Annotated in this window: 26 protein-coding genes and 1 pseudogene; 8 read left to right on the top strand and 19 right to left on the bottom strand. The window is 68.4% G+C overall.

Annotated elements, in window-relative coordinates; genetic code table 11:
* Window positions 1–765: 765 nt before the first annotated feature.
* A complete protein-coding gene (locus ACLJK8_RS18370) occupies window positions 766–1,167 on the bottom strand; it encodes a DUF1398 domain-containing protein (protein ID WP_413151797.1) in 402 nt (133 codons plus the stop codon).
* Between the two features lie 43 nt (window positions 1,168–1,210).
* Window positions 1,211–1,615, bottom strand: a complete 405-nt coding sequence (locus ACLJK8_RS18365) for a MarR family winged helix-turn-helix transcriptional regulator (RefSeq protein WP_413151796.1) — start codon at window positions 1,613–1,615, stop codon at window positions 1,211–1,213.
* A gap of 269 nt (window positions 1,616–1,884) precedes the next feature.
* Between ACLJK8_RS18365 and ACLJK8_RS18360 the strand changes: the two genes are divergently transcribed.
* Both ACLJK8_RS18360 and ACLJK8_RS18355 read left to right on the top strand, forming a co-directional pair.
* On the top strand, window positions 1,885–2,124 hold the full coding sequence (locus ACLJK8_RS18360) for a FitA-like ribbon-helix-helix domain-containing protein (protein ID WP_413151795.1): 240 nt from the start codon (window positions 1,885–1,887) through the stop codon (window positions 2,122–2,124).
* A gap of 8 nt (window positions 2,125–2,132) precedes the next feature.
* On the top strand, window positions 2,133–2,678 hold the full coding sequence (locus tag ACLJK8_RS18355; RefSeq protein ID WP_413151794.1) for a type II toxin-antitoxin system VapC family toxin: 546 nt from the start codon (window positions 2,133–2,135) through the stop codon (window positions 2,676–2,678).
* Between the two features lie 49 nt (window positions 2,679–2,727).
* On the opposite strand, the gene ACLJK8_RS18350 is transcribed toward ACLJK8_RS18355, so the two are convergent.
* Window positions 2,728–3,156, bottom strand: a complete 429-nt coding sequence (locus ACLJK8_RS18350; protein ID WP_413151793.1) for a VOC family protein — start codon at window positions 3,154–3,156, stop codon at window positions 2,728–2,730.
* 221 nt (window positions 3,157–3,377) lie between these two features.
* Here ACLJK8_RS18350 and ACLJK8_RS18345 point away from each other — a divergent pair, with 221 nt between their 5' ends.
* The 3 genes from ACLJK8_RS18345 (at window position 3,378) to ACLJK8_RS18335 (ending at window position 4,435) form a co-directional block, all read left to right on the top strand.
* A complete protein-coding gene (locus ACLJK8_RS18345; RefSeq protein ID WP_413151792.1) occupies window positions 3,378–3,749 on the top strand; it encodes a DUF2934 domain-containing protein in 372 nt (123 codons plus the stop codon).
* Window positions 3,750–3,905: 156 nt separating this feature from the next.
* Window positions 3,906–4,226 (top strand): hypothetical protein, encoded by a 321-nt coding sequence (locus ACLJK8_RS18340; protein ID WP_413151791.1) that lies wholly within the window; start codon window positions 3,906–3,908, stop codon window positions 4,224–4,226.
* Window positions 4,226–4,435: a DUF2945 domain-containing protein gene (locus ACLJK8_RS18335; protein WP_413151790.1), complete on the top strand. Its 210-nt coding sequence runs from the start codon at window positions 4,226–4,228 to the stop codon at window positions 4,433–4,435. The genes ACLJK8_RS18340 and ACLJK8_RS18335 overlap by 1 nt, the downstream gene beginning before the upstream one ends.
* An 87-nt stretch (window positions 4,436–4,522) precedes the next feature.
* On the opposite strand, the gene ACLJK8_RS18330 is transcribed toward ACLJK8_RS18335, so the two are convergent.
* The 9 genes from ACLJK8_RS18330 to ACLJK8_RS18290 form a co-directional block, all read right to left on the bottom strand.
* A complete protein-coding gene (locus tag ACLJK8_RS18330; protein ID WP_413151789.1) occupies window positions 4,523–4,873 on the bottom strand; it encodes a hypothetical protein in 351 nt (116 codons plus the stop codon).
* 44 nt (window positions 4,874–4,917) lie between these two features.
* Window positions 4,918–5,760, bottom strand: a complete 843-nt coding sequence (locus ACLJK8_RS18325) for a TIGR02587 family membrane protein (RefSeq protein ID WP_413151788.1) — start codon at window positions 5,758–5,760, stop codon at window positions 4,918–4,920.
* A 384-nt stretch (window positions 5,761–6,144) separates the two neighbouring features.
* Window positions 6,145–7,185 carry a c-type cytochrome gene (locus ACLJK8_RS18320; RefSeq protein ID WP_413151787.1) on the bottom strand — a complete coding sequence of 347 codons (1,041 nt, stop codon included), beginning with the start codon at window positions 7,183–7,185 and terminating at the stop codon, window positions 6,145–6,147.
* Window positions 7,182–7,757: a cytochrome c oxidase assembly protein gene (locus ACLJK8_RS18315; RefSeq protein WP_413151786.1), complete on the bottom strand. Its 576-nt coding sequence runs from the start codon at window positions 7,755–7,757 to the stop codon at window positions 7,182–7,184. The genes ACLJK8_RS18320 and ACLJK8_RS18315 overlap by 4 nt, the downstream gene beginning before the upstream one ends.
* Window positions 7,754–8,125: a hypothetical protein gene (locus tag ACLJK8_RS18310; RefSeq protein WP_413151785.1), complete on the bottom strand. Its 372-nt coding sequence runs from the start codon at window positions 8,123–8,125 to the stop codon at window positions 7,754–7,756. The genes ACLJK8_RS18315 and ACLJK8_RS18310 overlap by 4 nt, the downstream gene beginning before the upstream one ends.
* A 10-nt stretch (window positions 8,126–8,135) precedes the next feature.
* Window positions 8,136–10,640, bottom strand: coding sequence for a cytochrome c oxidase subunit I (ctaD, locus tag ACLJK8_RS18305; RefSeq protein ID WP_413151783.1), 2,505 nt, complete (start codon window positions 10,638–10,640; stop codon window positions 8,136–8,138).
* Entirely contained in the window at window positions 10,637–11,512 is an 876-nt protein-coding gene (locus ACLJK8_RS18300; RefSeq protein WP_413151782.1) for a c-type cytochrome, read from the bottom strand. Before ACLJK8_RS18300 ends, ctaD begins: the two co-directional genes overlap by 4 nt.
* A gap of 346 nt (window positions 11,513–11,858) precedes the next feature.
* Entirely contained in the window at window positions 11,859–12,296 is a 438-nt protein-coding gene (locus ACLJK8_RS18295; protein WP_413151781.1) for a PPC domain-containing DNA-binding protein, read from the bottom strand.
* Window positions 12,297–12,382: 86 nt separating this feature from the next.
* Complete coding sequence (locus ACLJK8_RS18290; RefSeq protein ID WP_413151780.1) at window positions 12,383–13,111, bottom strand: MgtC/SapB family protein; 729 nt, start codon at window positions 13,109–13,111, stop codon at window positions 12,383–12,385.
* Between the two features lie 236 nt (window positions 13,112–13,347).
* Between ACLJK8_RS18290 and ACLJK8_RS18285 the strand changes: the two genes are divergently transcribed.
* On the top strand, window positions 13,348–14,037 hold the full coding sequence (locus ACLJK8_RS18285; RefSeq protein ID WP_413151779.1) for a hypothetical protein: 690 nt from the start codon (window positions 13,348–13,350) through the stop codon (window positions 14,035–14,037).
* 7 nt (window positions 14,038–14,044) lie between these two features.
* On the opposite strand, the gene ACLJK8_RS18280 is transcribed toward ACLJK8_RS18285, so the two are convergent.
* From ACLJK8_RS18280 to ACLJK8_RS18260, 5 genes are all read right to left on the bottom strand, one after another.
* Window positions 14,045–15,442 carry a PQQ-dependent sugar dehydrogenase gene (locus ACLJK8_RS18280; RefSeq protein ID WP_413151778.1) on the bottom strand — a complete coding sequence of 466 codons (1,398 nt, stop codon included), beginning with the start codon at window positions 15,440–15,442 and terminating at the stop codon, window positions 14,045–14,047.
* A 13-nt stretch (window positions 15,443–15,455) separates the two neighbouring features.
* Window positions 15,456–15,887: a DUF2231 domain-containing protein gene (locus ACLJK8_RS18275; protein ID WP_413151777.1), complete on the bottom strand. Its 432-nt coding sequence runs from the start codon at window positions 15,885–15,887 to the stop codon at window positions 15,456–15,458.
* Between the two features lie 181 nt (window positions 15,888–16,068).
* Window positions 16,069–16,365 (bottom strand): PRC-barrel domain-containing protein, encoded by a 297-nt coding sequence (locus tag ACLJK8_RS18270; protein WP_413151776.1) that lies wholly within the window; start codon window positions 16,363–16,365, stop codon window positions 16,069–16,071.
* Between the two features lie 256 nt (window positions 16,366–16,621).
* Window positions 16,622–16,966 carry a response regulator gene (locus ACLJK8_RS18265; RefSeq protein WP_413151775.1) on the bottom strand — a complete coding sequence of 115 codons (345 nt, stop codon included), beginning with the start codon at window positions 16,964–16,966 and terminating at the stop codon, window positions 16,622–16,624.
* Window positions 16,967–17,004: 38 nt separating this feature from the next.
* Complete coding sequence (locus tag ACLJK8_RS18260; RefSeq protein WP_413151774.1) at window positions 17,005–18,969, bottom strand: GAF domain-containing protein; 1,965 nt, start codon at window positions 18,967–18,969, stop codon at window positions 17,005–17,007.
* Window positions 18,970–19,061: 92 nt separating this feature from the next.
* On the opposite strand from ACLJK8_RS18260, the gene ACLJK8_RS18255 reads away from it, so the two are divergent.
* Window positions 19,062–19,304 carry a hypothetical protein gene (locus ACLJK8_RS18255; RefSeq protein WP_413151773.1) on the top strand — a complete coding sequence of 81 codons (243 nt, stop codon included), beginning with the start codon at window positions 19,062–19,064 and terminating at the stop codon, window positions 19,302–19,304.
* Window positions 19,305–19,402: 98 nt separating this feature from the next.
* Here the strand turns inward: ACLJK8_RS18255 and ACLJK8_RS18250 are convergent, their stop codons facing one another.
* Window positions 19,403–20,485 carry a hypothetical protein gene (locus ACLJK8_RS18250; protein ID WP_413151772.1) on the bottom strand — a complete coding sequence of 361 codons (1,083 nt, stop codon included), beginning with the start codon at window positions 20,483–20,485 and terminating at the stop codon, window positions 19,403–19,405.
* Window positions 20,486–20,930: 445 nt separating this feature from the next.
* Between ACLJK8_RS18250 and ACLJK8_RS18245 the strand changes: the two genes are divergently transcribed.
* The gene (locus ACLJK8_RS18245) at window positions 20,931–21,089 is read left to right on the top strand and encodes a hypothetical protein (RefSeq protein ID WP_413151771.1); all 159 of its coding nucleotides are present in this window, start codon (window positions 20,931–20,933) and stop codon (window positions 21,087–21,089) included.
* A 214-nt stretch (window positions 21,090–21,303) separates the two neighbouring features.
* Here ACLJK8_RS18245 and ACLJK8_RS18240 read toward each other — a convergent pair.
* A pseudogene (locus ACLJK8_RS18240) lies at window positions 21,304–21,597 on the bottom strand (poly(3-hydroxybutyrate) depolymerase); the annotation flags it as partial.

The following is a 21,597-nucleotide window of genomic DNA, read 5'->3' as shown; positions in this document are numbered from 1 at the left end:
CCCCTGTCCCTCCTGCGTTCAATGCAGAAGGGAAATAGGTGGCCGGATTTTACTCCGCCCGCGGCCGGACTATCCCGCCGCTACCGTGGCCGGTTTTTGCACCGCCGCTCTCAGCGGCAAGGAAAGTGGGAATGCGTCTTGGAGTCAACAAACGGCGCTCCGCTGCGCGAGGCGGTGATCCGCGTGAGCGGTGCGACCGCGCCGGGACCTGACCCCGGCACAGTCGCGGGGCGGGGCCGGGGCACCACAACCCCTCTGGCTCAGCCCCGCGCATTGATTCCAGATACCGAAATGGCTCGATCCGCGGTCTGTGCTCTGGCGAGCTAGCGGATTGATCGCAGGAGCGACCAGCGGAGCCCCGTTGTTCGGATTATTCTCGGCTCATCAACCGATGTCCGGGGCGGGTAGTTCGCCGCGGTTGCCCCGCAAGCCCCGCTCCGCCGCGGGCGAGCGGGCGGGAACTTCGCCGAATGACGGATCGCCTCCGGCCGCACGCCTTGCACGGCCCCACGGCATCTCCGCGAACATCCTGCGTCGCTCCGGGGGTGTCGGATCTGGCACGATCGTCACTCCGACGTCAAAGGCGGCGTGAAGGCTGTCAGAAGGAGCCCCCTGCGCGACGACCCGACTATACCCCACGAGCACGATGTGGTCGGCACGGCGCACGGTCTGGATGAGGTCGTTTAGCAACGCGACCATCGTGGCGCCTCGCGCCGATGTTGCCCCGCATCCGCGCCGTGTTCGATACTGGATAGCCTTGACCGGTCAGTCCGGGAAATGCTCGACATGGGTTTCAGCCGTGCGGCCGAAATAGACAACGCGCCGGCCAAGGAAGGACACGAGATATCCGGCGCAACCGGCCGCCTTCGCCTTCCGGCTGAAGGCCGTGTAGCTGTAATCGGCCGGGTTGGCCTGCGCCCAGCGAACCAGCCGTTCCACCTCGGTCGAATCGAAGGCTTCGGCGACAGCGCCGGACACTCGTGACATGTCGAGCATGAGACTGTTGCCGCCCGGCAGGTAGAAGACCTGCTTATCGCTTCGGTAATCGACCGTGTAACCTTCGAAGCCCGCGGCGATCAGCCGGCCCACGATCTCGGGGAAACTGAGACCGCCGTTGTGCGCGGCGCGCAGGCAGGTTTCGGCAATGGCGATCTGTTCCGCGTTCATGGCGGTTCCTTTCGTGTCGCGGTTGTTGGGGTAACCCGGCGGCTTAGTCGATCGGGGTCCTGGTCAGGCCCCGCCTTTCGACGAGGGTTCGCAGAATTCTGCTCAGCGCCTCGCGGTCGTTCCCAGACAGCACGCCGAAAAAGTCGGCGTCATTCGCATCGGCCAGCGCCGCCAGCACCGGAACCGCTTCACGCCCTTCTGGAGTCAGCGACAGGATCTGACCTCGCCCGCCCGCCTCGGACCGGACGACAAACCCCTTGGCCACCAGCCGGTCCGCCAGTTTGCTGATCGCACCGCGTGTCATGCCCATCCGGTCAGCCAGGAGCGTAGGCGCGGTGCCGTCGTCATCGAACACCGCCCGCATGAAGGACCATTCGGCGACCGTCACGCCTTCGGCGGCGACCTTGCGACCAAACTCCTGCGACACGGCGTTCGACACCATGCGCATCCAATATCCTGTGTGATCGGTGAGAGCGGAGATGGACATATCGACTCGCCAGCTTGTGTTGACTAGGAAACTAGCTGCTTGGTGTTTCCTAGTCAACACGGCGCTGCGGCGGCTTCTGAGCGACCGTTCGGGTCGAAGCTACCGTGAGGCGAGGACTCCGCCGTGCCCGACCAGGCGAAGTCGCGCAAAGCCTCTTCGGGCCCGGACGTGGCCTGCATTGATTTCAATGCAATCAATGCATACCATAGTTTTAGACTGGGAGGGCAGTCATGGCGAGCATCACGATCCGAAATCTCGATGACCAGTTGAAGCGTCAGCTGCGCGTGCGCGCGGCGGAGCACGGGCGCTCGATGGAGGAAGAGGCACGGGAAATCCTGCGCCAGGCGGTCGGGGCCAGTGCCGTCTCCCGGGATCTTGGACAGGCGATCCATCGCCGCTTCGCCGCCATCGGCGGCGTAGAGTTGGAACTCCCCGAGCGGGGGCCCATGCGCGAAACGCCAGAATTCTGAGCGATGTCGTGATCCTGATCGACACGAACGTCATCTCCGAGCTGATGCGGCCCGCGCCTTCGGGAGCGGTGCTTGGCTGGTTCGCGGCCCGGAGCTCGACCGAGCTGTTCCTTTGCGCCGTGGGCGAGGCCGAGCTGCGCACGGGCGCGGCGATCCTGTCCGAAGGGCGACGGCGAGACAGCCTGACGGCGCTGATCGACGCCGTGATCGAAGTGGACTTCGCGGGGCGAATCCTCGTTTTCGACAGCGCGGCGGCCAAGGCTTACGCCAGGATCGCGGCGCTCCGNCGGCGAGACAGCCTGACGGCGCTGATCGACGCCGTGATCGAAGTGGACTTCGCGGGGCGAATCCTCGTTTTCGACAGCGCGGCGGCCAAGGCTTACGCCAGGATCGCGGCGCTCCGCCGGGCGGCCGGCCGCCCGATCATGGAGGCCGATTGCCAGATCGCCGCGATCGCCTCGGTCCATGGTGCCATCGTGGCGACGCGGAATATCGCCGACTTCGTTGGCTGCGGCGTCGATATCATCGATCCATGGCAGGGCTCGGGCGCGTAGCCGCCGCGTGGGCCCTCGCGGCGCAATCAGCGGCCAAGGGCCCAACACTTCAGAAATCCACCACCACCGACGGCGCGCTTCGCTTCGCCTCGCCATGGCACACGGCCTCGATATTGTTGCCGTCCGGGTCGAGCGCGAACGCCGCGTAGTAGTCAGGATGATAAGGCCGCTCGCCGGGGGCTCCATTGTCCTGTCCACCGTGGTCCAGGGCTGCTCGGTAGAAAGCGTCGACGGTCGCGCGATCTCTGGCCTGGAACGCCAGGTGATGACGGCCAGTCAATGAACCCAGCGCCGCCGGGCTCTCCGCTGACGAGACGACCAGCTCATCGGCCCAAAAAAATCCATCCTCTTGTCCGGATACCGGGATCTCCAGCACATCCAGAACGGCGCTGTAAAAGACTCGACTTGCCTCGAGGTCTCGCACCACCAACTGGATGTGATCGATGAGCCGGCCGCGATGCAGCTGATGTGTTTCCATGAAAACCTCCGAGTTCGATGTGTAATTTCGCCGGCCGCGAGCCTGGTCGTCTCATCGATGGGTTCGCGAGGGAAAGGCACGGCTCTCGTCGCGCATTTGATCAGAACAAGCCTTGGGCCGTGGTTCCGCTTTCCTCTCGCCGGTTCCGCTGACCCGCGGCAGCCCGGTGAACCAATCGACCGGAGCGACGTTCTCCGGAAGTCATCACCGGGGAGATCGAGATGTGGACATCATCCGGGCAAACTCACGAAGAAATCGAACGTGTCGCCCACGCGATCTGGGAAGCGGAGGGCAGGCCGGAGGGGTGCGACCGCGAGCATTGGATGCGGGCCCGGGAGTTGCTCGAGAGCGGTCGCGCGGAAAGCCTGTACCCGGGCTCGACCTCTGGTCGAGGGCCCGCCTCTGACTCCGGCGCGGCGGACGAGCGCGGCGATATGCCCGGGCCCCGTGACCCCGCTCCGATCCCGCCCACGAACTCCGAGGGCTATGTCGCGTTGGAGAGCCGCGAAGACGTCGCGGCGGGTGCCATGGTCGAGGCGGCTGACGCACCGGGCGCGGCGATCCGGGCCAAGGCGAACCGGGAAAGGCTCTGACAGCGAGGCGCGCGGGCGCGCAGCTCTTGGCCGGAGAATCGATGCCGCGGGACGTGATGCCGCGTTGGTCAGATGGGGACGCGGCGAAGCATCGGCGGAACCTTCCGTCCGCCCCCGCGCTCTCCACCGGAGGTATCCGCGTCCAGAGGGGAGATCATGGCACCGCACGATACGAATACCGAGAAAGAGGCTCGGCGGCACGCGACGCCGCTCATTACGATGGCGGTTCTCGTCGTGCTCGTGATCCTCGGTTTCTTCTGGTGGGTCAGCCGGGCGACCGAGGGGCCCGAGGCGGTGCAAGAGAACCCGGCCGAGGCGCCGGCGACCGCGCCCGCCCCCCCGGCGCAGCCGCCGACCGCGACCGAACCCGCCGCGCCTGTCCCGGGCAGTCAGTCCCCATCCGCGCCCGCTCCCGAACCCTCCGCCCCCACGCCGGCCCAGCCCGCGCCGGGCGCGCCCGCGACGACCAATCCCTGATGGCTCGCGCGCCGAAGCCCGGAGACAAGGTCGCCTGGGAGGCGAGTCAGGGCGAGACCACCGGCGAGGTGGTCTCGAACGTCACCCGGCGGACCAGGATCAAGGGGCACGTCGTCGCGGCGAGCGCGGACGATCCTCAGTTCATCGTCGAAAGCGACAAGACCGGAGCACGCGCCGCGCACAAGCCCGACGCGCTCCGCCGGCGCTGACACCGCGTTCATCGCAGCGCGGCGCGGCTCCCAAATCGCCTAGCCAAAGCCTCGTCCCGGCTCAGGCGCAGTTGCTCGCCGCCATCGTCAGGGTTCGGAATAGCCATCGATCTCTACCCTGAGTGCTTCGGGGGCGACAGGCTCGATGAAAAGAAACGCGCCGCGTCTCGTCGATCCGCCCGCGACATAGTCGAACTCGATGCGCTTCATGATCGAGCGCTCCGGTTGCGAGGCGGTGACACCCACGCCCGAGGCAGCGTCGTCGCCGTCGTTCGTCACCGCGACCCGCACCAGCGTTCCCTGGGTGGCCGCCTCGACCCGCTCGACCACGACGCTCAGGGCAGGGGGACGGGTGCCACCAACCATCGCCTGATATCCGAAATAGAGCGCGAGCCCGGCGACGAGACAGGCGGATGCTCCCCCGAAGATCCATTCCACAAGGGGCTTGCCCGGACGTGGCTCGTCTTGGCTCTCCCGGCCCGTCACAGGATCAGCCGCGCGGCCGCCGCGCCGACCGAGGCCGGAAAGGCGAGTACCACGACCACCAGCGGGAGGCCGTGAACGCCGAGCCCGTCGGTGCGCCCGAAGATCCAGAGCAGGAACAGGCTGATGCCGAGCGCGATCACGTAGCCGGGCAAGGTCAGCCGGAGGAAGGAGCTCCACCAGGGCTCGTCGGGCGAGATCTCCGTGCCGCCGGCGAAGCCGAGCGCGAAGACGAAGCCCTGCATGATCGCGAGCGAGAGGCCGAGCAGGGCCAGGGCGTGCCAGTCGGTCATCTGGTAGGAGATGAGCATCATTTCCTCCGTCGGCGCCACGTTGAAGCCGAGAAAGAGTGCTCCGACCGCCATCAGGAACAGCTCGCCGCCGTAGGTATCGGCGGGCTCTTCATCTTGCCCGTCGTCTTCCGTCCGGGCGCCGAACTGACTTCTCGCAAGCAGGGCGCCGATCGCCGCGGGAACCATCTGGATCGCGATCTTGCCGAGCGCCTCGTCGAGCGCGGTGTCGCGCGCGATGGTGCCGAAGAGGGTGAGCGACGTCACGCAGACGATGGCGGCGATGCCGGCCGCGACGCAGGCGTCGATGACGTCGTCGCGCCACCGCCGGGTCGGCTCGAAGCCGATGCGGCGCGAGAGCAGAACGAGCAGTGGGAAGGCGACTAGAAGCAGGACCAGCAGTCGCGGTCGGTCGAGGTAGATGCCGAGCCACCACAGCTCCATCGTCATGAGCATCGGAAGCGAAAAGAGGAGCGCGCCTCCGGCGCCGCGCCCGAGGTCGCGGATGGCGCGATTCGGGGCGACTCCGATCGGATCCGTTCGTGGTGCCAAGATGAACCCTCCCTCGCGCGCGAGGCTAATGCTCGGATTGCCTCGAAGTTCCACCCGCGATCGCGGGCGGGCGAGAACAGGCGCTCGGCGTCGCCGAGGTTGAAAACGAACAGCCGCGCTGCCCGCATCCGCGCAAGGGCCGGCAATGACGGATTGGACCCGGTGGAGCGATCTCCGTGAGGTGTCGCGGACCTTCGCGACCAATGTGATCCGCGTCGGTAATCCGTTCGATCTGCTATTGGGCAGTCGGGAAGGCCGGAAGGTCGCTTTGGCCCAGCTCGGAGGGGATGGCGCGTTCTGGACGGCCTTCGGCGCCGCGCCGAGCCTCTGGGCGCCTGAGCCCATCCAACTCCCCACCGGAGCGGACCGGGCGCCGTCGCCGGATCAGTCGCGGGCGGCGCGACCGGCGAACCAGGCGGAGACGGCCTCGATCTCATCGTCCTCGAGCCCCGATGCCGCTTGGGTCATCAGCCCGGCGTAGGGACCTCCGCCGCGCACGCCATCGCGGAAAAGCCGCAGCTGCCCCGCGAGGTAGTCGGCCGGCTGACCCTCGAGCCGGGGCGCGCCGGCCTGACCCGGGCGCCCGTGGCACGAGAGGCAGGCGGGAACGCCGGTCTCCGATCGTCCGCGCGTCGCGATCGCCGGCGGCTCCGCCGTCGCGCGCGTCGTCGCGGAGGCGTCGTCCCCGGGGGGGAGGGCGGCGAGCATGCGCGCCAGCGTCGCGCGATCGTCGGCCGACAGGCCGGTTACCGCCTGGCGCATCACCCCGCTCGCACGCGTGCCGCGCGCGTAGGCGTCGAGGCTGGCGCGGAGATAGGCTTCGGATTGCCCGGCGAGGCGCGGGACCTGCGCGTCGCCGTCGCGCCCAGTCCAGCCATGGCAGCCGGCGCAGGCGGCGGGCAGCGTGTCCTCCGGCGGCGCGCCGGGCGGCGCGACCAGCTCGGCGTAACGCCGCGGGTCGAGATCGGGCAGGGCGCGCAAGAAGGCGACCATCATCCAGCCCTCGTCCTCGCGCGCCGGGTCCGGCCAGGCGGGCATTCCGGTGAAGCGCACGCCGTGCATGACGATGCGATGCAGTTCGGCGTCGGACCAGGTTCCGACCACCGAGGCGAGATCGGGAGGCGTTGGCAGCATCGCCTGGACGCTGGGCGGGCGCGGGACCCCCGGCGCCCCGTGGCAAGGGGCGCAGCCGGTGGCGAAATGACCGGCGGCGGGGCGGAGCGCGTCGGTCGGCGGTGGCGGCGCGGTTTCGCCGAGCGACGCGGTCCGGACCGAGGAGCGCATCGCGAAATGCAGGAACCACTCGGTGAGCGCCCAATGCCCCGAGGCGGCGCCGACCCCGATCACGCCGAGCCAGGCGACGAGGAGTGCCGCGACGGGCGCGGCGATGGCGGCGTAGAGGATGTGGCGCGGGCGTGGCTTCATCGGCCGGGCTCGAGGCTTCGCCCGACGAGCGCGAGCCCCCCGGCCAGATAGACGATCGCGCCGACGGCGAGCATCACCGTGCCGCCGAGGCTCTGGTCCGCGGCTGGGGCGAGGGAGACGCCGAGGCAGGTGACGAAAGCGTCGCCGTAGAGCGGGCGCGGCGCGAGCGCTAGCAACGCGCCGAGCAGCGTCATGTGCATGGCGGTGAAGAGCAGCCCGACCGCGCCGACAAGCCCGCCAGCCCGCAGGCAGGCGTGCCAGAGCAGGAAACCCGCGGCGAGAAAGCTCGCCTGCTCGGCGACCGTCACCAGCGGCATGGTCGCGGCGGCGCCGCGCAGCGCCGGGGCGTGCCATCCCCAGACGAGCAGGAACTCGATCAGCGTCGCGAGCGCGGGTCCGACGTGGGTGGGCGCGGCGGGCAGGCCGAGTGCCAGAAGCGGCGCCGCGAGCGCGACGACGCCCATGTGCGCGATCATGTGTGCCGCGAAGGAGGCGCGGTCGGCGCCGAGCAAGGGGCCGCCCCAGATCAGCGCCAGCAGGGCGAGAGCGGCGAGGATGAACCCGGGCCTCACGGCCGGCAATCCGTCAGAAAGGCGGCGGGCAGGGCCTGATAGAGCACCGCGACGAAGCTGAGGCCGGCGAGGAGCAGCGTCGCGAACCCCTGGAACAGCAGCCGGTCGTCGCGGGTGCCGGCGTCGTGCGGCGGATCGCCGGCGCCGAAGCCCCACTGCCGCCAGGCGAGCAGCGCCGCGAGCAGAATGCCCCCGAGCGCGAGGGCGGTCGCCCCGAGGATCCCGAGCCGGACGAGCGCGAGCTCGGCGCCCCGCGCGCAGGCGATCGCGACGGCGACGTAGCAGACGAGAAAATGCGCCGCCCAGATCACCGGCGCGGTGAAGAGGGTCCAGAGGCTCTCGATCTCGCGGGGCAGGAGGTGGAACATCGCGCGGTCCTCACAGCGCCAGGGGGAAGAGACCGACGACGGCGAAGGTGACGATCGCGGTCGCGGCGAGGAAGTGGAAGTAGAGCAAGCTGTTGCGCAGGTCCGCGTCGTAGGTCGGCGTGAGGCGGCCAGCGAAGCTTCGCGCGAGGCAGTAGAGCTGCGTGACCACGCCCACGGCGGCGTGGATCACGGTCCAGATCACGATCACCCAGACGATCGCGGGATAGACATGGGATGTCGGATCGAGCCCCGCCGTCCAGGGTCCCGCGAGGCCGGCGCCGCCACCGGCGAGCGCGAGCGCCGCGCCGCCGAGCAGTGCGAGCCGCATGGCCCCGGTCGCGCCGCGCGCGTTGAGACGGCGAGCGGCGAGCATCGCGCCCCAGCCGGCGAGCATGAGCGCCATCGCCAGCATCGACCAGCCGACGCCCGGGCCATCCTGGCCCGACGCGAGATCGGGATGGATCGTCCAGTAGAAGAAGTAGCCGAAGACGAGGCTCGCGAAGGCCGTCGCATCGGCGGTCATGGTGATGAACATGCCCCACCATCCGACCGCGCTCTGGCCGGATACGTAGAGCGGCAGGCTGAGTCCGCGGCCCACGTCCTTCTCGGGCTTCTCCGGGATCTCGCCGGTTCCGGTCCAGATCCACATGAAGAGCGGAACGAGGAAGATCAGGCCGCAGGCGAGCGAGATGAGCCACCAGTGGAAGGTCAGCGCGATGAAGACCCCGCCGAGCGCGAAGGCGGCGGCCATCGGCAGCCAGGACGGCCCGCCGACGCGGAGCACCTGCTCCGGATCCGCGTCGAGTACCGAGGTGACCAGAGCTTCGCGGCGACCTTCCTCCGCGTCGGGCAGGTACCATTCCCCGGCGTTCATCTCGGCCACGACCTCGGGCTGGTCCCAGATCGGATAGCGGCTGGAGACGCGGGGGACCGATCGGACGCCCCAGTCCTCGTCGGGCGAGGTCGCCCATTCCAGCGTGCCTGCGTTCCAGGGGTTTCGCGGCGCCTGGACCTGGTGCTTCTTCGAGCGGAGCACGTCGAGGACGACGAGGAGGACCCCGGCGGCGAAACAGGCGGCGCCGACGGTCGAAATGAGGTTAACGAGGCCCCAGCCGGCTTCCTCGGGATAGACGAAGATCCGACGCGGCATGCCCCAGAGACCCGCGAGATGCATCGGGAAGAAGGCGACGTTGAAGCCCGCGAACATCGTCCAGAAGGCGATCGTGCCGAGCCGGTCGGAGAGGAACCTGCCGCCGAGGAGCGGGTACCAGTAGTAGATCCCGGCGACGATCGGGAACAGCATTCCCCCGATCAGGACGTAGTGGAGATGCGCGACGACGAAATAGGTGTCATGCGCCTGCCAGTCGAACGGCGCGAGCGCCACCATGACCCCGGTCAGACCGCCGATGACGAAGATCGCGACGCCGCCGATGCCGAACAGCATCGGCGTCGAATGGGTGACCCGGCCCGCCAGCATTGTGGCGAGGAAGACGAAGATCTGGACCGCCGTCGGAATTGCCACCGCTTCGGAGGCGGCGGAGAAGAACGCGAGCGAGATTTGCGGCAGTCCCGTCGCGAACATGTGGTGGACCCAGAGCCCGAACGACAGGAAGCCGGTCCCGACCGCCGCCAGCACGATCCAGGAATAGCCGACGATCGGCCGCCGCGAGAACGTCGGGACGATCATCGCAAGCAGCGCGATCGCTGGCAGGAAGATGATGTAGACCTCCGGATGGCCGAAGATCCAGAACAGGTGCTGCCAGAGCAGCGGGTCGCCGCCCTTCGCCGGGTCGAAGAACGGCCAGCCGAACATCCGTTCGAGTTCGAACAGGATGTCGCCCGCGATCAGAGGCGGAAAGGCGAAGAGGATCATTCCCGCGACGATGAGGAGATACCAGGCGAAGAGCGGCATGAGGTTGACGCGCATGCCGGGCGCGCGGCACTTCATGATACCGACGATGATCTCCACCGCCGCCGCGATCGAGGCGACCTCGATGAACGAGAGGCCGAGCAGCCAGATGTCCGCCCCGATCCCGGAGAGCTCCTCGTCGGTCGCGAGCGGCGGGTACATGAACCAGCCCGCCGAGGGCGCCGCGCCGAAGAAGATCGAGCCGCAGACGAAGACGCCGCCGATCAGGAAGCTCCAGAAGCCGAAGGCCGAGAGCCGGGGGAAGGGCAGGTCGCGCGCGCCGAGCATGCCCGGCAACAGGTAGATCGCCACGGCTTCGAAGATCGGCACCGCGAAGAGGAACATCATGACCGTGCCGTGGAGCGTGAAGGCCTGATTGTAGAGCTCGGCGGAGACGAGGTCGTTGTCGGGCACCGCGAGCTGCGCGCGCACGAGAAGCGCGAGGCAGCCGGCGAACAGCATGAAGGCGAAGGCGGTCGCCCCGTACCAGAGTCCGACGCTGGTGTTGTTGACGTCCGACCAGTAGCGCCAGCCGGGCGGGCTCGCCCAGGTGGCACGGAGACGGCGCTCCTGCGCCCGGCCCTGGTCTTCGCCCGGCGGGTTCATCGCAGGCCCTCCAGCCAGTTCGCGATCGCTGAAAGCCGCTCGTCGCTCAGCATGTCGTAGGCGGGCATCTCGGCTCCGGGCTTCACCGCTTCCGGGCTTTCGATGAAGCGGGCGGTGTTGACCGGGGATCGGGGAAGCGCTCCAGCCCCGAGGCTCGCCCGCGCGCCGTAATGCGACAGATCGGGCCCCACGCGGCCCGCCGCCTCGGTGCCGCGTACTGTGTGGCAGGCGCCGCACCCCTCCTCGAGAAAGGCGTCCGCCCCGGCGGCTCCGATGCCCGGCGACGGGCTGGCCTCGGACGCGAGCCATCGCGCGAAGGCATCCGCGCCCTCCGCGACCGCCGTGAGGGTCATCAGCGCGTGCGAGGTGCCGCAATACTCGGCGCAGGCGCCTCTGAACGTTCCCGGCCGATCGGCTTCGAGGGTCAGGCGGTTCACGCGACCAGGAATCATGTCCATCTTGCCGCCGAGCGGCGGGATCCAGAAGGAATGGATCACGTCCGGGCTGGCGAGCCGGAACTCGACCGGCTCCCCGACCGGCAGGCGAAGCTCGTTCGCGGTCGTGACCGGCGCGCCGCCCGGTGGATGATAGGTGATCTCCCACCAGTATTGCCGACCAGTCACCTCTACCACCAAGCCGGCGGGCGTGGCTTCGGTCCAGGGCCGGAGGCCAGGCATGAGCCAGAGCGCGTAGCCAAGCAGCGCGGCGAGGCTGACGGTCGGGAAAACGACGCCGCCCCAGAAGATCAGGCGCCCGGCGGCCGCCTCGCTCCAGGGGCGCGGCCGGGACCTGCGCGCATGCAGATAGGCCATCATGACGCCGATCCAGATGACGCCGCCCGCGACGGCCATCACCCAGAAGAGCTCAGCCACCTGCCTTGCTTCCGGACCCGCGGGCTCGAGAGCCGAGCTGTTCCAGGCATACCCAGGGGCGGGCAGGGAGGACAAAGCGATGATGACGAAACTGGCTCGCGCGCGAAACGCGGTGCCCGACGATCGGTCGCCGAGAGCCTGTTGTGGTCGGGGTATCGCCTCGCCCGCGGCCTGAGCGTCGGTTGATCGGCCTACGCGAACGTTGCGTCCGTGAGGCGAAAACGCGCTACGCCGAGACCGCGCGCTCTCGTCCGCGCGCAGGTCGTCGAGTCGCGTTCGCATCGTGGGCGCGGGGCCGATGTGCATGCCGGGCTTCAGGACCATCGCTCCGAGCGGGGCGACGACATCAGACCTGGATCAGCGTGAGGCCGGTCGTAGCATCGTGGGTCCGGCGCAGATGGCTCGGCGTCTCTATCACGATGATCTCCAGCGTGGGCCGAACCTCCCCCGACTTCAGATGTCCAGCCAGAGCGGAACCGTCACGGCGGCCGAGGACGACATGGACATGCAGCGCCGGCGCGCCGTGCTCGTCGACGCCGATGTCGCCGTTCAACGAGGCGACCTCGACCTGCGCGTCGACCGGGATCTCCTCGTATTCCTTTCGCTCCCAGTCGAAGTAGAGCAGCGACGCGCGCCGGAACGCGCCGATCGCGCTGAGTTCGGCCCCGTCGATGCCTTCCGCGCGCGCGAATTCCTCGAGGCAGGCCATGACCTCGTCGCCGGTCTCCAGGATCACGGCGTAGGTCTTGAGACCGTTCTGGTCATCGAGCTTTCGGATCATCATCGCGCTGTCCCTCGATTGCGTTACCCGAAGAAAATGCGGAGCGTCCGGGCGGGTTCCGCCGAACGCGCGGCGCGAACGCGCTTCGCCTAGGTGATCGCCGATCCATCGTCCCGCGCCGGAATGATGGCGAAGCCGATCACGCCGGGCGTCGCGGCGATCTGCGCCGCGAGCTCGTCCGCCTGATGCTCGTCGCTGAACCAGGTCCGCACGCTGAGTTCGAGGTGGCCGGTCGACCCCGTCGAGTCCCAGGCCATGGCGCCGACCCGCAGGTTCCGCGCGCTCAGGATCTCGCGCAGCCCGTCGGCCGAAAGCCCGCCGCTCGTTTGGGTCACCACGACCAGACGCGCCTCGATCCGCTGTGGCATCAGGGACTGGATCAGCCGGAGGAGCGAGAGAACGAGCAGCGTCAGGATGGTGCCGCTCACGGCCAGCCAGTACAGCCCGACGCCATAGAGAAGACCGATCGACGCGGTCGCCCAGAGCGACGCGGCCGTCGTCAGTCCCCGCACCGAAGCGCCTTCGCGAAAGATGACGCCGGCGCAGAGGAACCCGATCCCGGTCAGGACGCCATGTGCCATGCGCGCGGGGTCGGCGACGATGGTTCCACCGGGGAGGAACTCCACATGCCATTCCGCCTGGCGCGCCGAGGCGAGCATGACCAGCGTCGAGGCGAAGCAGACGAGCGCGTGCGTCCGAAGCCCCGCCGCCTTGCCCCGGGCTTCGCGCTCGAGGCCGATCAGCACGCCCGTCAGCAGGCTCGCGATCATCGGGAGCCCGATGTCCGCGCTCAGGAAGGACCGCCAGATCTGTTCCAAGCTCGCCCTCCCGGAAGCATGCCTCTTCGATGACGCAATCGGGACGGGTGCGCTTCGGTTCCGAGGCGCGGCTTTCGGTCGCGGAGACCGCGGATGCGGGCCATCGCGGCCGATCGTGTCATCGCTGCTCGGCGACGGGAGCTTTGGCTTGCGACGGAACACAGCCGTCGGCGACGACATTTATGAAGGTAACTGAACTCGCGGGTGACGGCCCGCGGAGACCTTGGGAGCCGAGAATGCGCGTCGACGATGACGGAAACGAGTGCCCCCTCTGCGACCAGGGCGGCGACGCGGAGAACGGGCGTCACGCGTTCGGGCATGACCCGTCGGTTGCCGGGCGCGTGCCGGCCAATCTTCAGGCGCGTCGGCAGCCCGAGGCGAACATGCGCGACGCACGCATTCGGTTCGCTCTCTACTCAGGAGCGGGCGCGGCGCTGGCGACATTGACCGCCGTCGCGCTGAGCGCGCGGCTCGAGGGGCGGTCCGCGGCCCGGCCCATCAACGCGACGAGTCATATCCTGCACGGGGCGGCGGCCGCGCGGCGGGACAAGGCCGATGTGGCGCGCACCGTGCCGGGCGTCCTGATCAACGTGGGCGCCTCGTTCTTCTGGGGCGCCGCCTTCGCCGCCATCACGCCCGCCCCCGCCACCAGGCCCGCGATAGGGATCCTTGGGCGCGCGTTCGGCACGACTCTCTTCGCCGCGGCGCTGGACTACGGCCTGGTGCCGAAGCGCCTGCGACCGGGTTGGGAGCTCGCGCTCCGGGTGCGATCGGTGGCGATGATACTCGTCGCCATGGCGGCTGGTCTGGGGATCGGCGGCCTGGCCGCGCGGCGCACCGAGACGGAGCCCGAGGCGGAAGGCGCTCTCGACGCGACTGAAGCGGAGGTGCTCGGACACCAGGCTGATCAGCCGGGCCCATTATAGATGTCGGCTACGGCGCCCCCTCTGGCGCGATCACTCCGGGAAGCTGATCCGTGCCGACGGGCGCGGGCGTCTTCGCGCCATCGGCGGCGGCGACACGCCAAATCGTGTTCCCGCTGTCGTCGGCTATGAGCAGCGCCCCGGTCCCGTCGATGCCGAGCCCCACCGGTCGTCCGCGCGCCTGATCCCCGGCGAGAAAGCCGGTGACGACGTCGCGGGCGGGCCCGGCGGGGACCCCGTTCGCGAACGGAACAAAGACGACCTTGTAGCCGTTGAACGCATCGCGGTTCCAGCTGCCATGCTCGCCGACAAAGGCGCCGGAGGCATAGGGCTCGGGTAGCGCCGAGCCGTCTGAGAAGATCATCCCGAGGGGCGCGACATGGCTCGAGAGAGCGTAGTCCGGCGCGATCGCCTTCGCCACCATGTCAGGTCGAGGCGGATGAACGCGTCGGTCGACATGCTGGCCGTAATAGCTCCAGGGCCAGCCATAGAAGCCGCCGTCCTGGACCGAAGTCATGTAGTCCGGGACGAGATCGGGGCCAAGTTCGTCACGCTCGTTAACCACGGTCCAGAGCGCTTTGGTCTCGGGCTGGAAGATGAGCCCGTTCGGATTGCGCAGGCCGGACGCGAAGATGCGCGACGCTCCGGTCGCTCGATCGATTTCCCAGATCGCCGCGCGATCCTTCTCCGCCTCGATCCCGTTTTCGGCGATGTTGGAGTTGGAACCGACCGAGGCGTAGAGCTTGGTGCCATCGGGGCTGAGCGCGAGGTCCTTGGTCCAGTGATGGTCGATCGGGCCGCCGGGCAGCGGCGTGAGGACGCGCGCCTCTCCGGTGATCGCCGTCTTTCCCAGCTGATAGGGGTAGGCGAGGATGCCGTCGGTGGTCGCGACGTAGAGCGTGTCATCCGCCCACGCCAAGCCGAAGGGCGAGTGGAGCCCGGTCAGGAGATCGAAGCGTCCGTCGACGACTCCGTCGCGATCGGTGTCGCGCAGCAGCGTGACGAGATTGCTTTCTCTTGACGGCGCCGCGCCCTCCCCGTGCGCCATCGCCATGATCCAGCCCCGGATGATGTCCTTCGGTCGCGACGGAGGCTCGCCCTCCGGGGCGCGTGACTGCGCCACCAACACGTCACCGTTCGGCAACGTGTGCACGGTCCTCGGGTTGGCGAGATCGGTCGCATAAGCGGTGATCGTAAGCCCGTCCGGTACCGTGGGCGTCTCGCCGGGCCGCCAGCCGACGACCTCGGCCACCTTCATGTCGGGGAGGATGGGTGACTGGGGATCCGGTAGCACCGGGTTCGGACCGATCTGGCTCGCGGGATCGAAGCTCTCGGCCGCGCGCGTAGGTGGTGCGACCATCCCGAGCAGGATGATGGCGGCGAGGCAAGATGGAACTGCTGCGCGCATGGCTGGGGATCCTTCAATCGTGCATCAGGACGCGGCCGAGGATCGCCGCGACAATCACGACGAGCACCGTCGCGAAGGAAAGCGCGAGGCCCTCCCAGGCGACGGCGGTCCAGCCGTCGCGGGCGTGGACGAGGCTGTTGAGAAAGGCGAGCACCAGGGCCAGCAACCCGAGCCCACCCTGGATCCAGGCGACGGGTCGCATACGGAGATCACGGCGGAGCATCAACTCCGCGGTTCCGGCGATGGCGGCCAGAACTCCCATCACCAGCCCGACAAGCAGCAGCCACGCGGAAAAGTTCTGCCACATCAGGTTGGAGGTCCGGATGTAGAGCAGGTCGGTTCCCAACGCGAGGATGAAGCAGACAAATGGGAATGGCACGAGCGCGGCGTAAGCGCCGTGCCGCGCGATGGTCGGGCGCTCTAGGGAGTAGGGCTGGTAAGTCACGGAGCTGATCCTTCATTGCCCGGCAAGCGTCCGACGGGGTCCCGCCCGATGGTCACATCGCCGCGAAGCATTCTGAGACCACCTGCGCGCCGCGGGGCTCGCGCCTCAAGCAGTCTCGAGCGCGGGTTGGTAACGGGCGCCGGAAAACGCCGGCAACCCACAGCCTTCCTTGGAGAGAGAGTCAGTCGCGATGCTCGGGGAGGTCTTTTGCCTGGTCCTTCGTCATCGTCGTGGTGGCGTGGATCGTCCCGCTCTCGTCGCGCATGAAGTTAAGGTTCACGATCGGGATCGCGACCGGCTTGGAGCCGATGCCGAGAAAGCCGCCGACGTCGACGATGACCGTGGCTCCGGGGCCGGCGCCGTGCAGGTGCGAGATCGTTCCGACCTTCTCGTCGCCGGGGCCGTAGATCGTCGCGTCGACGAGATTGGAATCGGTCAGCTCGTCGGCGGCCAGCGCCTCGTGGGTTGAATGGTCCATCTGGGTTTCCTCCGTGATGTGTTGTGTGACGGAGAACGCGGCGCGATGATGCGTGTTCCGGATCGCCGAGGGGCCACGTTGGAAGACCCGGTCATGAGTGCGCCTGACCCAAACTTTTCCGGCCGTGAACCGCCGCTTTTACCCTGCCCCCGCGCGCGGCATGACGTGCGGCGGCCGCGCCGGGTCCGAGGTGTTCCCGAGGCGAAAGCCCACATGACGGTCGCAGGAGTTCTCGCTTGGCGTCAGCCACGCAGTCTCATTGTAGGAGGCACCGCAACGCTACCGCGACTTCGCGATGCGGCAGTGGCTTCCAGAAGAAGAGGCCGCGGGCGGGCATGTCCGCGTCCGGCACACCTCGGTGGCCCGAGACGATGATGATCTCGATCGGCGGCCAGCGGTCGCGAACTGTCCGGGCAAGCTTGATGCCATCCATCGAGCCCGGCATGTCGATGTCGGTGAGCAGGATGGCGATATCCGACCGCGCGCGGAGGATCTCCAGGGCCGCGTCGGCATTCGCCGCCTCGACGGCGTCGAACCCGGCTTCCTCGACCATGTCCACTGTGTCCAATCGCAAGATAGGCTCGTCCTCGACGACCAGCACGAGCGGCCTCGAAGGTTTCGCGCGCGTCATCGCCAACCTCAACTCTGAGTTACAAGGCGCATCGACGCATGGAAGGTGGCGCGAAGGCCCTCCGGTAGGTAACTCAGCTCAGCGCGGCCCGTTCCTGAGATTCCGGTGGCGATCAGCCGCGAGCCGAAGCCTTTCCGAACCGGCTCGTCCACTCTGGGCCCGCCACGCTCGCGCCAACGGAGCCGAAGCTCCGCCTCGCCCGCGTCGCGCACGATCTCCCAGTCGATCTCGACCATTCCGCTCTCGGCCGACAGTGCGCCGTATTTGTTGGCGTTGGTCGCGAGCTCGTGGAGCAACATCGCGATCGAGAGCGCGGATTTGGGCCCGAGCCGGATGTCGGGACCGCGCGCGAGATAGCGCGCTGGCTCAGTGTGAATGGCCATGCCGCTTTCGACGACGGCGCGGATCCGCGCCGAGGTCCAGCTCGTGCGCAGGAGGACGTCATGCGCGGTGGCGAGCGCCGCGATCCGCGCGAGAAACGCCTCCACCGCCTCGCGTTCCGTCACGCCGCGCAGGGTCTGCTTCGCGAGCGCCGAGACCATGGCGAGGGTGTTCTTCAACCGATGCCCGAGCTCGTCGTTCAGGAGCCGCTGGGCGTCCTCGGCGCGCACTCTCGCGATCCCGACGTCGATCCGCTCGGCGACCGCCTCGAGGAACAGCCGCTCTTCATCAACCCAGGTGCGCGGCCGCGCACTTTGAGCGAAAAGACAGCCCACGAGCTGGCCGCGACGCCTAAGCGGGATGACAATCGTGGCACCGACGCCGATCGCGGCATAGCTCGCTTCGTCGGGAGCGGACAGAGATCCAGACCCGATGTCGGACCGGATGAACGGACGACCCTGCCGCAGCTCGTGCGCCGTCATCTGGAAGGCCGCGAGCCCGTGAGTGCCGGCCAGGCTGGCGGCGCCCTCGGCGTGCCAGTCGCCCTCGACGGTGAAAAGCTCGGCGGTAAGGTCGATCGACGCGTAGCCGACGCGCTGGACCCCGAGATTGGTTCCGAGCAGTCGGCAGGCCTCTGTCACGATCTCGGCGATGGTATCGGCGCCAAGGATGACCTCCGCGAGGTCGATCAGGACCTGCTGGCGCAACTCGGCGAGCTTGCGGTCCGTGATGTCGCTGACCGTGCCGGTAAAGCGGGTCACCGTTCCGTTCGGCGCGCGCACGAAGTCGCCGCGGCGCGCGATCCACCGCACGGCGGCGTCGCCGGCGCGTCGGATGCGATATTCCACCACCTGCGCGCTGGTCCCGGCACCGCGATCCGTGCTCGATGACTGCATGCCCCGGTCCTCCGGGAGCAGCAATTCCTCGAACTCGGTCGCGTCGTAGGAAGGGCGGATCTCCATTCCGAATACGCGACACATTTCGGGTGATACCGAGATCACATTGGTGGCGACGTCGATGTCGAAAGTCCCAACGCGGCCCGCCTCCGCCGCGAGGCGGGAGCGCTCGGCGCTCTCGCGATCCTCGGCGGAGTCGCTCTCGCGCTTGATCATGTGAACGCGCATCTCGATCAGCGCCATCGCCTGCGTCGCCAGCGCCTCTAGGAGCGCCCGCTGTTCCGCGCTCAGTCCACCCGGTCTCGGCACCGTGTCGATGACGCAGAGGGATCCGATTCCCTGGCCGGTCGAGGTCCGCAGCACGGCCCCGGCGTAGAAGCGGATTCCGGGCTCGCCGGTGACCAGCGGATTATCCTTGGTGCGGGGGTCCAGGGACAGGTCCGGCACGATCAGCGTCGCATCCTGCGCGAGCGCGTGGATGCAGACCGACTTCTCGAGCCCGGTCTCGGACGGCTCGAAACCGACGCGCGCCTTGAACCATTGCCGGTCGGCGTCGACGAGGCTGATGAGCGCGGTCGGCGTCCGGCAGATCATCCGCGCCATCGTTGCGAGCCCGTCGAACGCCGGCTCAGGCGGTGTGTCAACTATGCCGAGCGCGCTCAGCGCTTTGAGCCGGGCCGTCGCGGAGGGTGTCATCGTGCTTTTCAAACAAGGTCTCGCGGTGGGCCCCCGGTCTACCCCTCATCGGGCAGAGCCTCCGATAAACTAAGTGAAGCGAGAAATCATTCGTGCCAAGCAGCGTCGTTGTCGCCCCGCGACTCGGCCTATCCAATCTGAACGACCAACTGTCATGCGGCCGTGCAGAACGCGTCCGGGTCAACGCCTTACATGCAGAGAGATCGCTGGTGGATAATGCCCTCGGTTGTTTCTATGACGGATTGCGCGCGAAGACCGACACCGTGGTGGACCAGGATGTGCTGCCGCCGCGGCGCGCCTTGGCCGGCGGGGCAGACGTCGGCGCCACCGGTTGATCGATGGTTGCCCGGCTGCGTGGCTGATCACCGACTGGGCTATGACAGCCAAGCTCTGGTTGAATGATGGCGGACCCTCGGTCCGCCATCCTTTCGGGTCAGGCGCGCGGGCCGTGCACGAGGCCGCGCCAGACCGTGCCTTCGTCTCGGTCCGCGCCGCCCTTGATCGCCGCCGCGAACGCGGCCGCGCCCGAGATCAGCGCCGACATTGCGAGTAGGAAGGCACCCCAGCTCGCCGCGCGCCGCGCCTTTTCGGCCGCGTCGATCGCCTCGGCCCGCAGCTGGTCCGCCTGAGCCTGGGCTTGGGCGACCGCGTCATCCGCGGCTTGCCGGGCTTGATCGAGCTTCCGCTGCGCCTCTTCGCGGAGCGCGGTCACTTCCGCGACCGCCTCGTCCACGCGCCCGTTGGCCTCGGTCTCGCTGAGGTTCGTACGCGCCGCGATCGCACGCGCGAGGTAGTCGCGATCCTCCTGGCCCAGTTCGCCCGTGCGAAGCACGGTGCCCACGATGCCCACCATCTCCCGCTGGATGTCCTCGTTGGAGTATTGTTGCGGCACGGTGTCCTGAGCGCGGAGCAGCCGATCGGTGATGTATTCGAGCGGATTGCCTTGCGCCCCGGCGGGCAGCATGCTCTCGAGACCGCCACCCCCTGCCGCCTCTCCCGCGCCTTGCGCCGCGCCGCCTACGATCTGGCCGGCACCGCTGACAACGCCTCCCGCGATATTGCCGGCACCCTGCAACGCGCCGCCGACAGCCTGGCCGCCAGCCTCGACCACCGATCCCGCCGCGTCGGCCGCTGTCTTCACGCCACCCGAGACGGCACCGAAGGCGAGGAACGCGCCGACGAGCGTGCTGACCGCCCACATCGTCAGCCCGTGCGCCCCGTCCCGAGCGACGGCCTCGTCGGAGCGGACCCCCGAGGTTGGCGTCCGCATCCGGCCGGTCACATAGCCTCCGAGCGCGTAGGAGCCCACCATGGTGAGGAAGGCGAAGATCGCGACCAGCGCGCCTACGAACGCTCCCATGCCGTGGCCGGGTTCGGCCGAGACGCTGCCCAGTCCAAGCGCGGCTGTGAAGCCGGTGAAGACGATGGTCGTGCCAGCGGCGATCGCGGCGCCCGCGAAGATCGCTGGCCAGTCCATGATGTGAGCCGGAGCGGGCGCGTCGAGGTGATCAACCATGGTCCGTTTCCTCAATGAATGCCGGCGAGCGACAGGATGGCCATCACGATCACGATGAGGCCGACGAGGTAGACGATGGAATTCATGGCTTATCCTTCGATATTGTGGCTGACCGCCAGGTCGCGCCGATCAAGCCTCCATAAAGCGGGGAACGGCTTCCGGAGTTCCGTTGGTCGCGCCGGTTTCGCGGATCGATCGCGGTTCAAGCCTGCTCCCCGTCCCACAGCGGCTCACGCGCGCGTAGGGCCGCCGCCCGCGGCTCGATGGCGCATGGGGCGGCCGGCAGTACACGCTGCCGCTGGCGCCGCGGGGCGGTCTCCTCGACGGTTCCGTGGCGGAGGAGCGTTCACCACCCCGACCGGGCGGGTGTTTGCCCCGGCCTGCCTCTGTTTCGTCGTGGGAATACAGAACGCTACCACCACACGGGGATCTCCGAGACCCAGATATGGACTGCGCGCGCCACCGGATGATCACGGACATCGAGATCGACTCCGAGCGAGCGATCCACGGTCTGCTCCGTCGCGATGGTCGCGTGCGCGCGGGCCCGACGAAACTCAGGATCCTGATCTCGCTGGCCAAAGCCTTCGTAATCGGAGTCGTCTGAGCGATTTGTTGCTCCCTGGCCGGGTTCTATCTCTCGGTTCCGCTCGTGGTCTCGCTCCTCGGCCGCGTTGGTGGCGCGGCCACGCTAGCCGAGCTTGGGTCTTCCGGTATCAAGGGCCTGAGCACCCAAAGCATGGGCGGCGGTATTTGACCGGCGGGGCCTGATCGCGAGCATAATTGGGTTTCTTCTTTGTGCCACCGCCGCCCACTCGCCCTCACTCCGGTGCGAAGAACCGCAGCATCTCGGCCGACGCGGACGGTCCAGAGGCGTCCGTGAAGGAGCCTGACGCGTCGCCCCCCGACCAGGCGTGGCCCGCGCCTTCCACGAGCCAAAGCTCGACGCCCGGCCGGCCATCGGCGCCGTGCCGGCATACGCGGCTCCAGTCGCGGCCGCCGGTCCTGCCAGTCTCTCGCGTTTCCTGGCCGTCTTCCGAAAGCCCGGCGACGATGAGGGTCGCGTTTCGAGGATCCACAACTCGGTCTTTCTCACCGTGAAATACGATGGTGCG

It is taken from the genome of Amaricoccus sp. W119 (assembly GCF_047275745.1).
Taxonomy (GTDB): Bacteria; Pseudomonadota; Alphaproteobacteria; order Rhodobacterales; family Rhodobacteraceae; genus Amaricoccus.
Note: the sequence above shows the minus strand (reverse complement) of the source record. Positions and strands in the feature narration are given on the sequence as shown.

What these genes read in the sequence shown, in the direction of transcription:
- ACLJK8_RS18370 (WP_413151797.1), bottom strand. Translation starts at nt 1,167, where the DNA reads ATGAACGCGGAACAGATCGCCATTGCCGAAACCTGCCTGCGCGCCGCG.
- ACLJK8_RS18365 (WP_413151796.1), bottom strand. Translation starts at nt 1,615, where the DNA reads ATGCGCATGGTGTCGAACGCCGTGTCGCAGGAGTTTGGTCGCAAGGTC.
- ACLJK8_RS18360 (WP_413151795.1), top strand. Translation starts at nt 1,885, where the DNA reads ATGGCGAGCATCACGATCCGAAATCTCGATGACCAGTTGAAGCGTCAG.
- ACLJK8_RS18350 (WP_413151793.1), bottom strand. Translation starts at nt 3,156, where the DNA reads ATGGAAACACATCAGCTGCATCGCGGCCGGCTCATCGATCACATCCAG.
- ACLJK8_RS18345 (WP_413151792.1), top strand. Translation starts at nt 3,378, where the DNA reads ATGTGGACATCATCCGGGCAAACTCACGAAGAAATCGAACGTGTCGCC.
- ACLJK8_RS18340 (WP_413151791.1), top strand. Translation starts at nt 3,906, where the DNA reads ATGGCACCGCACGATACGAATACCGAGAAAGAGGCTCGGCGGCACGCG.
- ACLJK8_RS18335 (WP_413151790.1), top strand. Translation starts at nt 4,226, where the DNA reads ATGGCTCGCGCGCCGAAGCCCGGAGACAAGGTCGCCTGGGAGGCGAGT.
- ACLJK8_RS18320 (WP_413151787.1), bottom strand. Translation starts at nt 7,185, where the DNA reads ATGAAGCCACGCCCGCGCCACATCCTCTACGCCGCCATCGCCGCGCCC.
- ACLJK8_RS18310 (WP_413151785.1), bottom strand. Translation starts at nt 8,125, where the DNA reads ATGTTCCACCTCCTGCCCCGCGAGATCGAGAGCCTCTGGACCCTCTTC.
- ctaD (WP_413151783.1), bottom strand. Translation starts at nt 10,640, where the DNA reads ATGAACCCGCCGGGCGAAGACCAGGGCCGGGCGCAGGAGCGCCGTCTC.
- ACLJK8_RS18295 (WP_413151781.1), bottom strand. Translation starts at nt 12,296, where the DNA reads ATGATGATCCGAAAGCTCGATGACCAGAACGGTCTCAAGACCTACGCC.
- ACLJK8_RS18285 (WP_413151779.1), top strand. Translation starts at nt 13,348, where the DNA reads ATGCGCGTCGACGATGACGGAAACGAGTGCCCCCTCTGCGACCAGGGC.
- ACLJK8_RS18280 (WP_413151778.1), bottom strand. Translation starts at nt 15,442, where the DNA reads ATGCGCGCAGCAGTTCCATCTTGCCTCGCCGCCATCATCCTGCTCGGG.
- ACLJK8_RS18270 (WP_413151776.1), bottom strand. Translation starts at nt 16,365, where the DNA reads ATGGACCATTCAACCCACGAGGCGCTGGCCGCCGACGAGCTGACCGAT.
- ACLJK8_RS18260 (WP_413151774.1), bottom strand. Translation starts at nt 18,969, where the DNA reads ATGACACCCTCCGCGACGGCCCGGCTCAAAGCGCTGAGCGCGCTCGGC.
- ACLJK8_RS18250 (WP_413151772.1), bottom strand. Translation starts at nt 20,485, where the DNA reads ATGGTTGATCACCTCGACGCGCCCGCTCCGGCTCACATCATGGACTGG.
- ACLJK8_RS18245 (WP_413151771.1), top strand. Translation starts at nt 20,931, where the DNA reads ATGGACTGCGCGCGCCACCGGATGATCACGGACATCGAGATCGACTCC.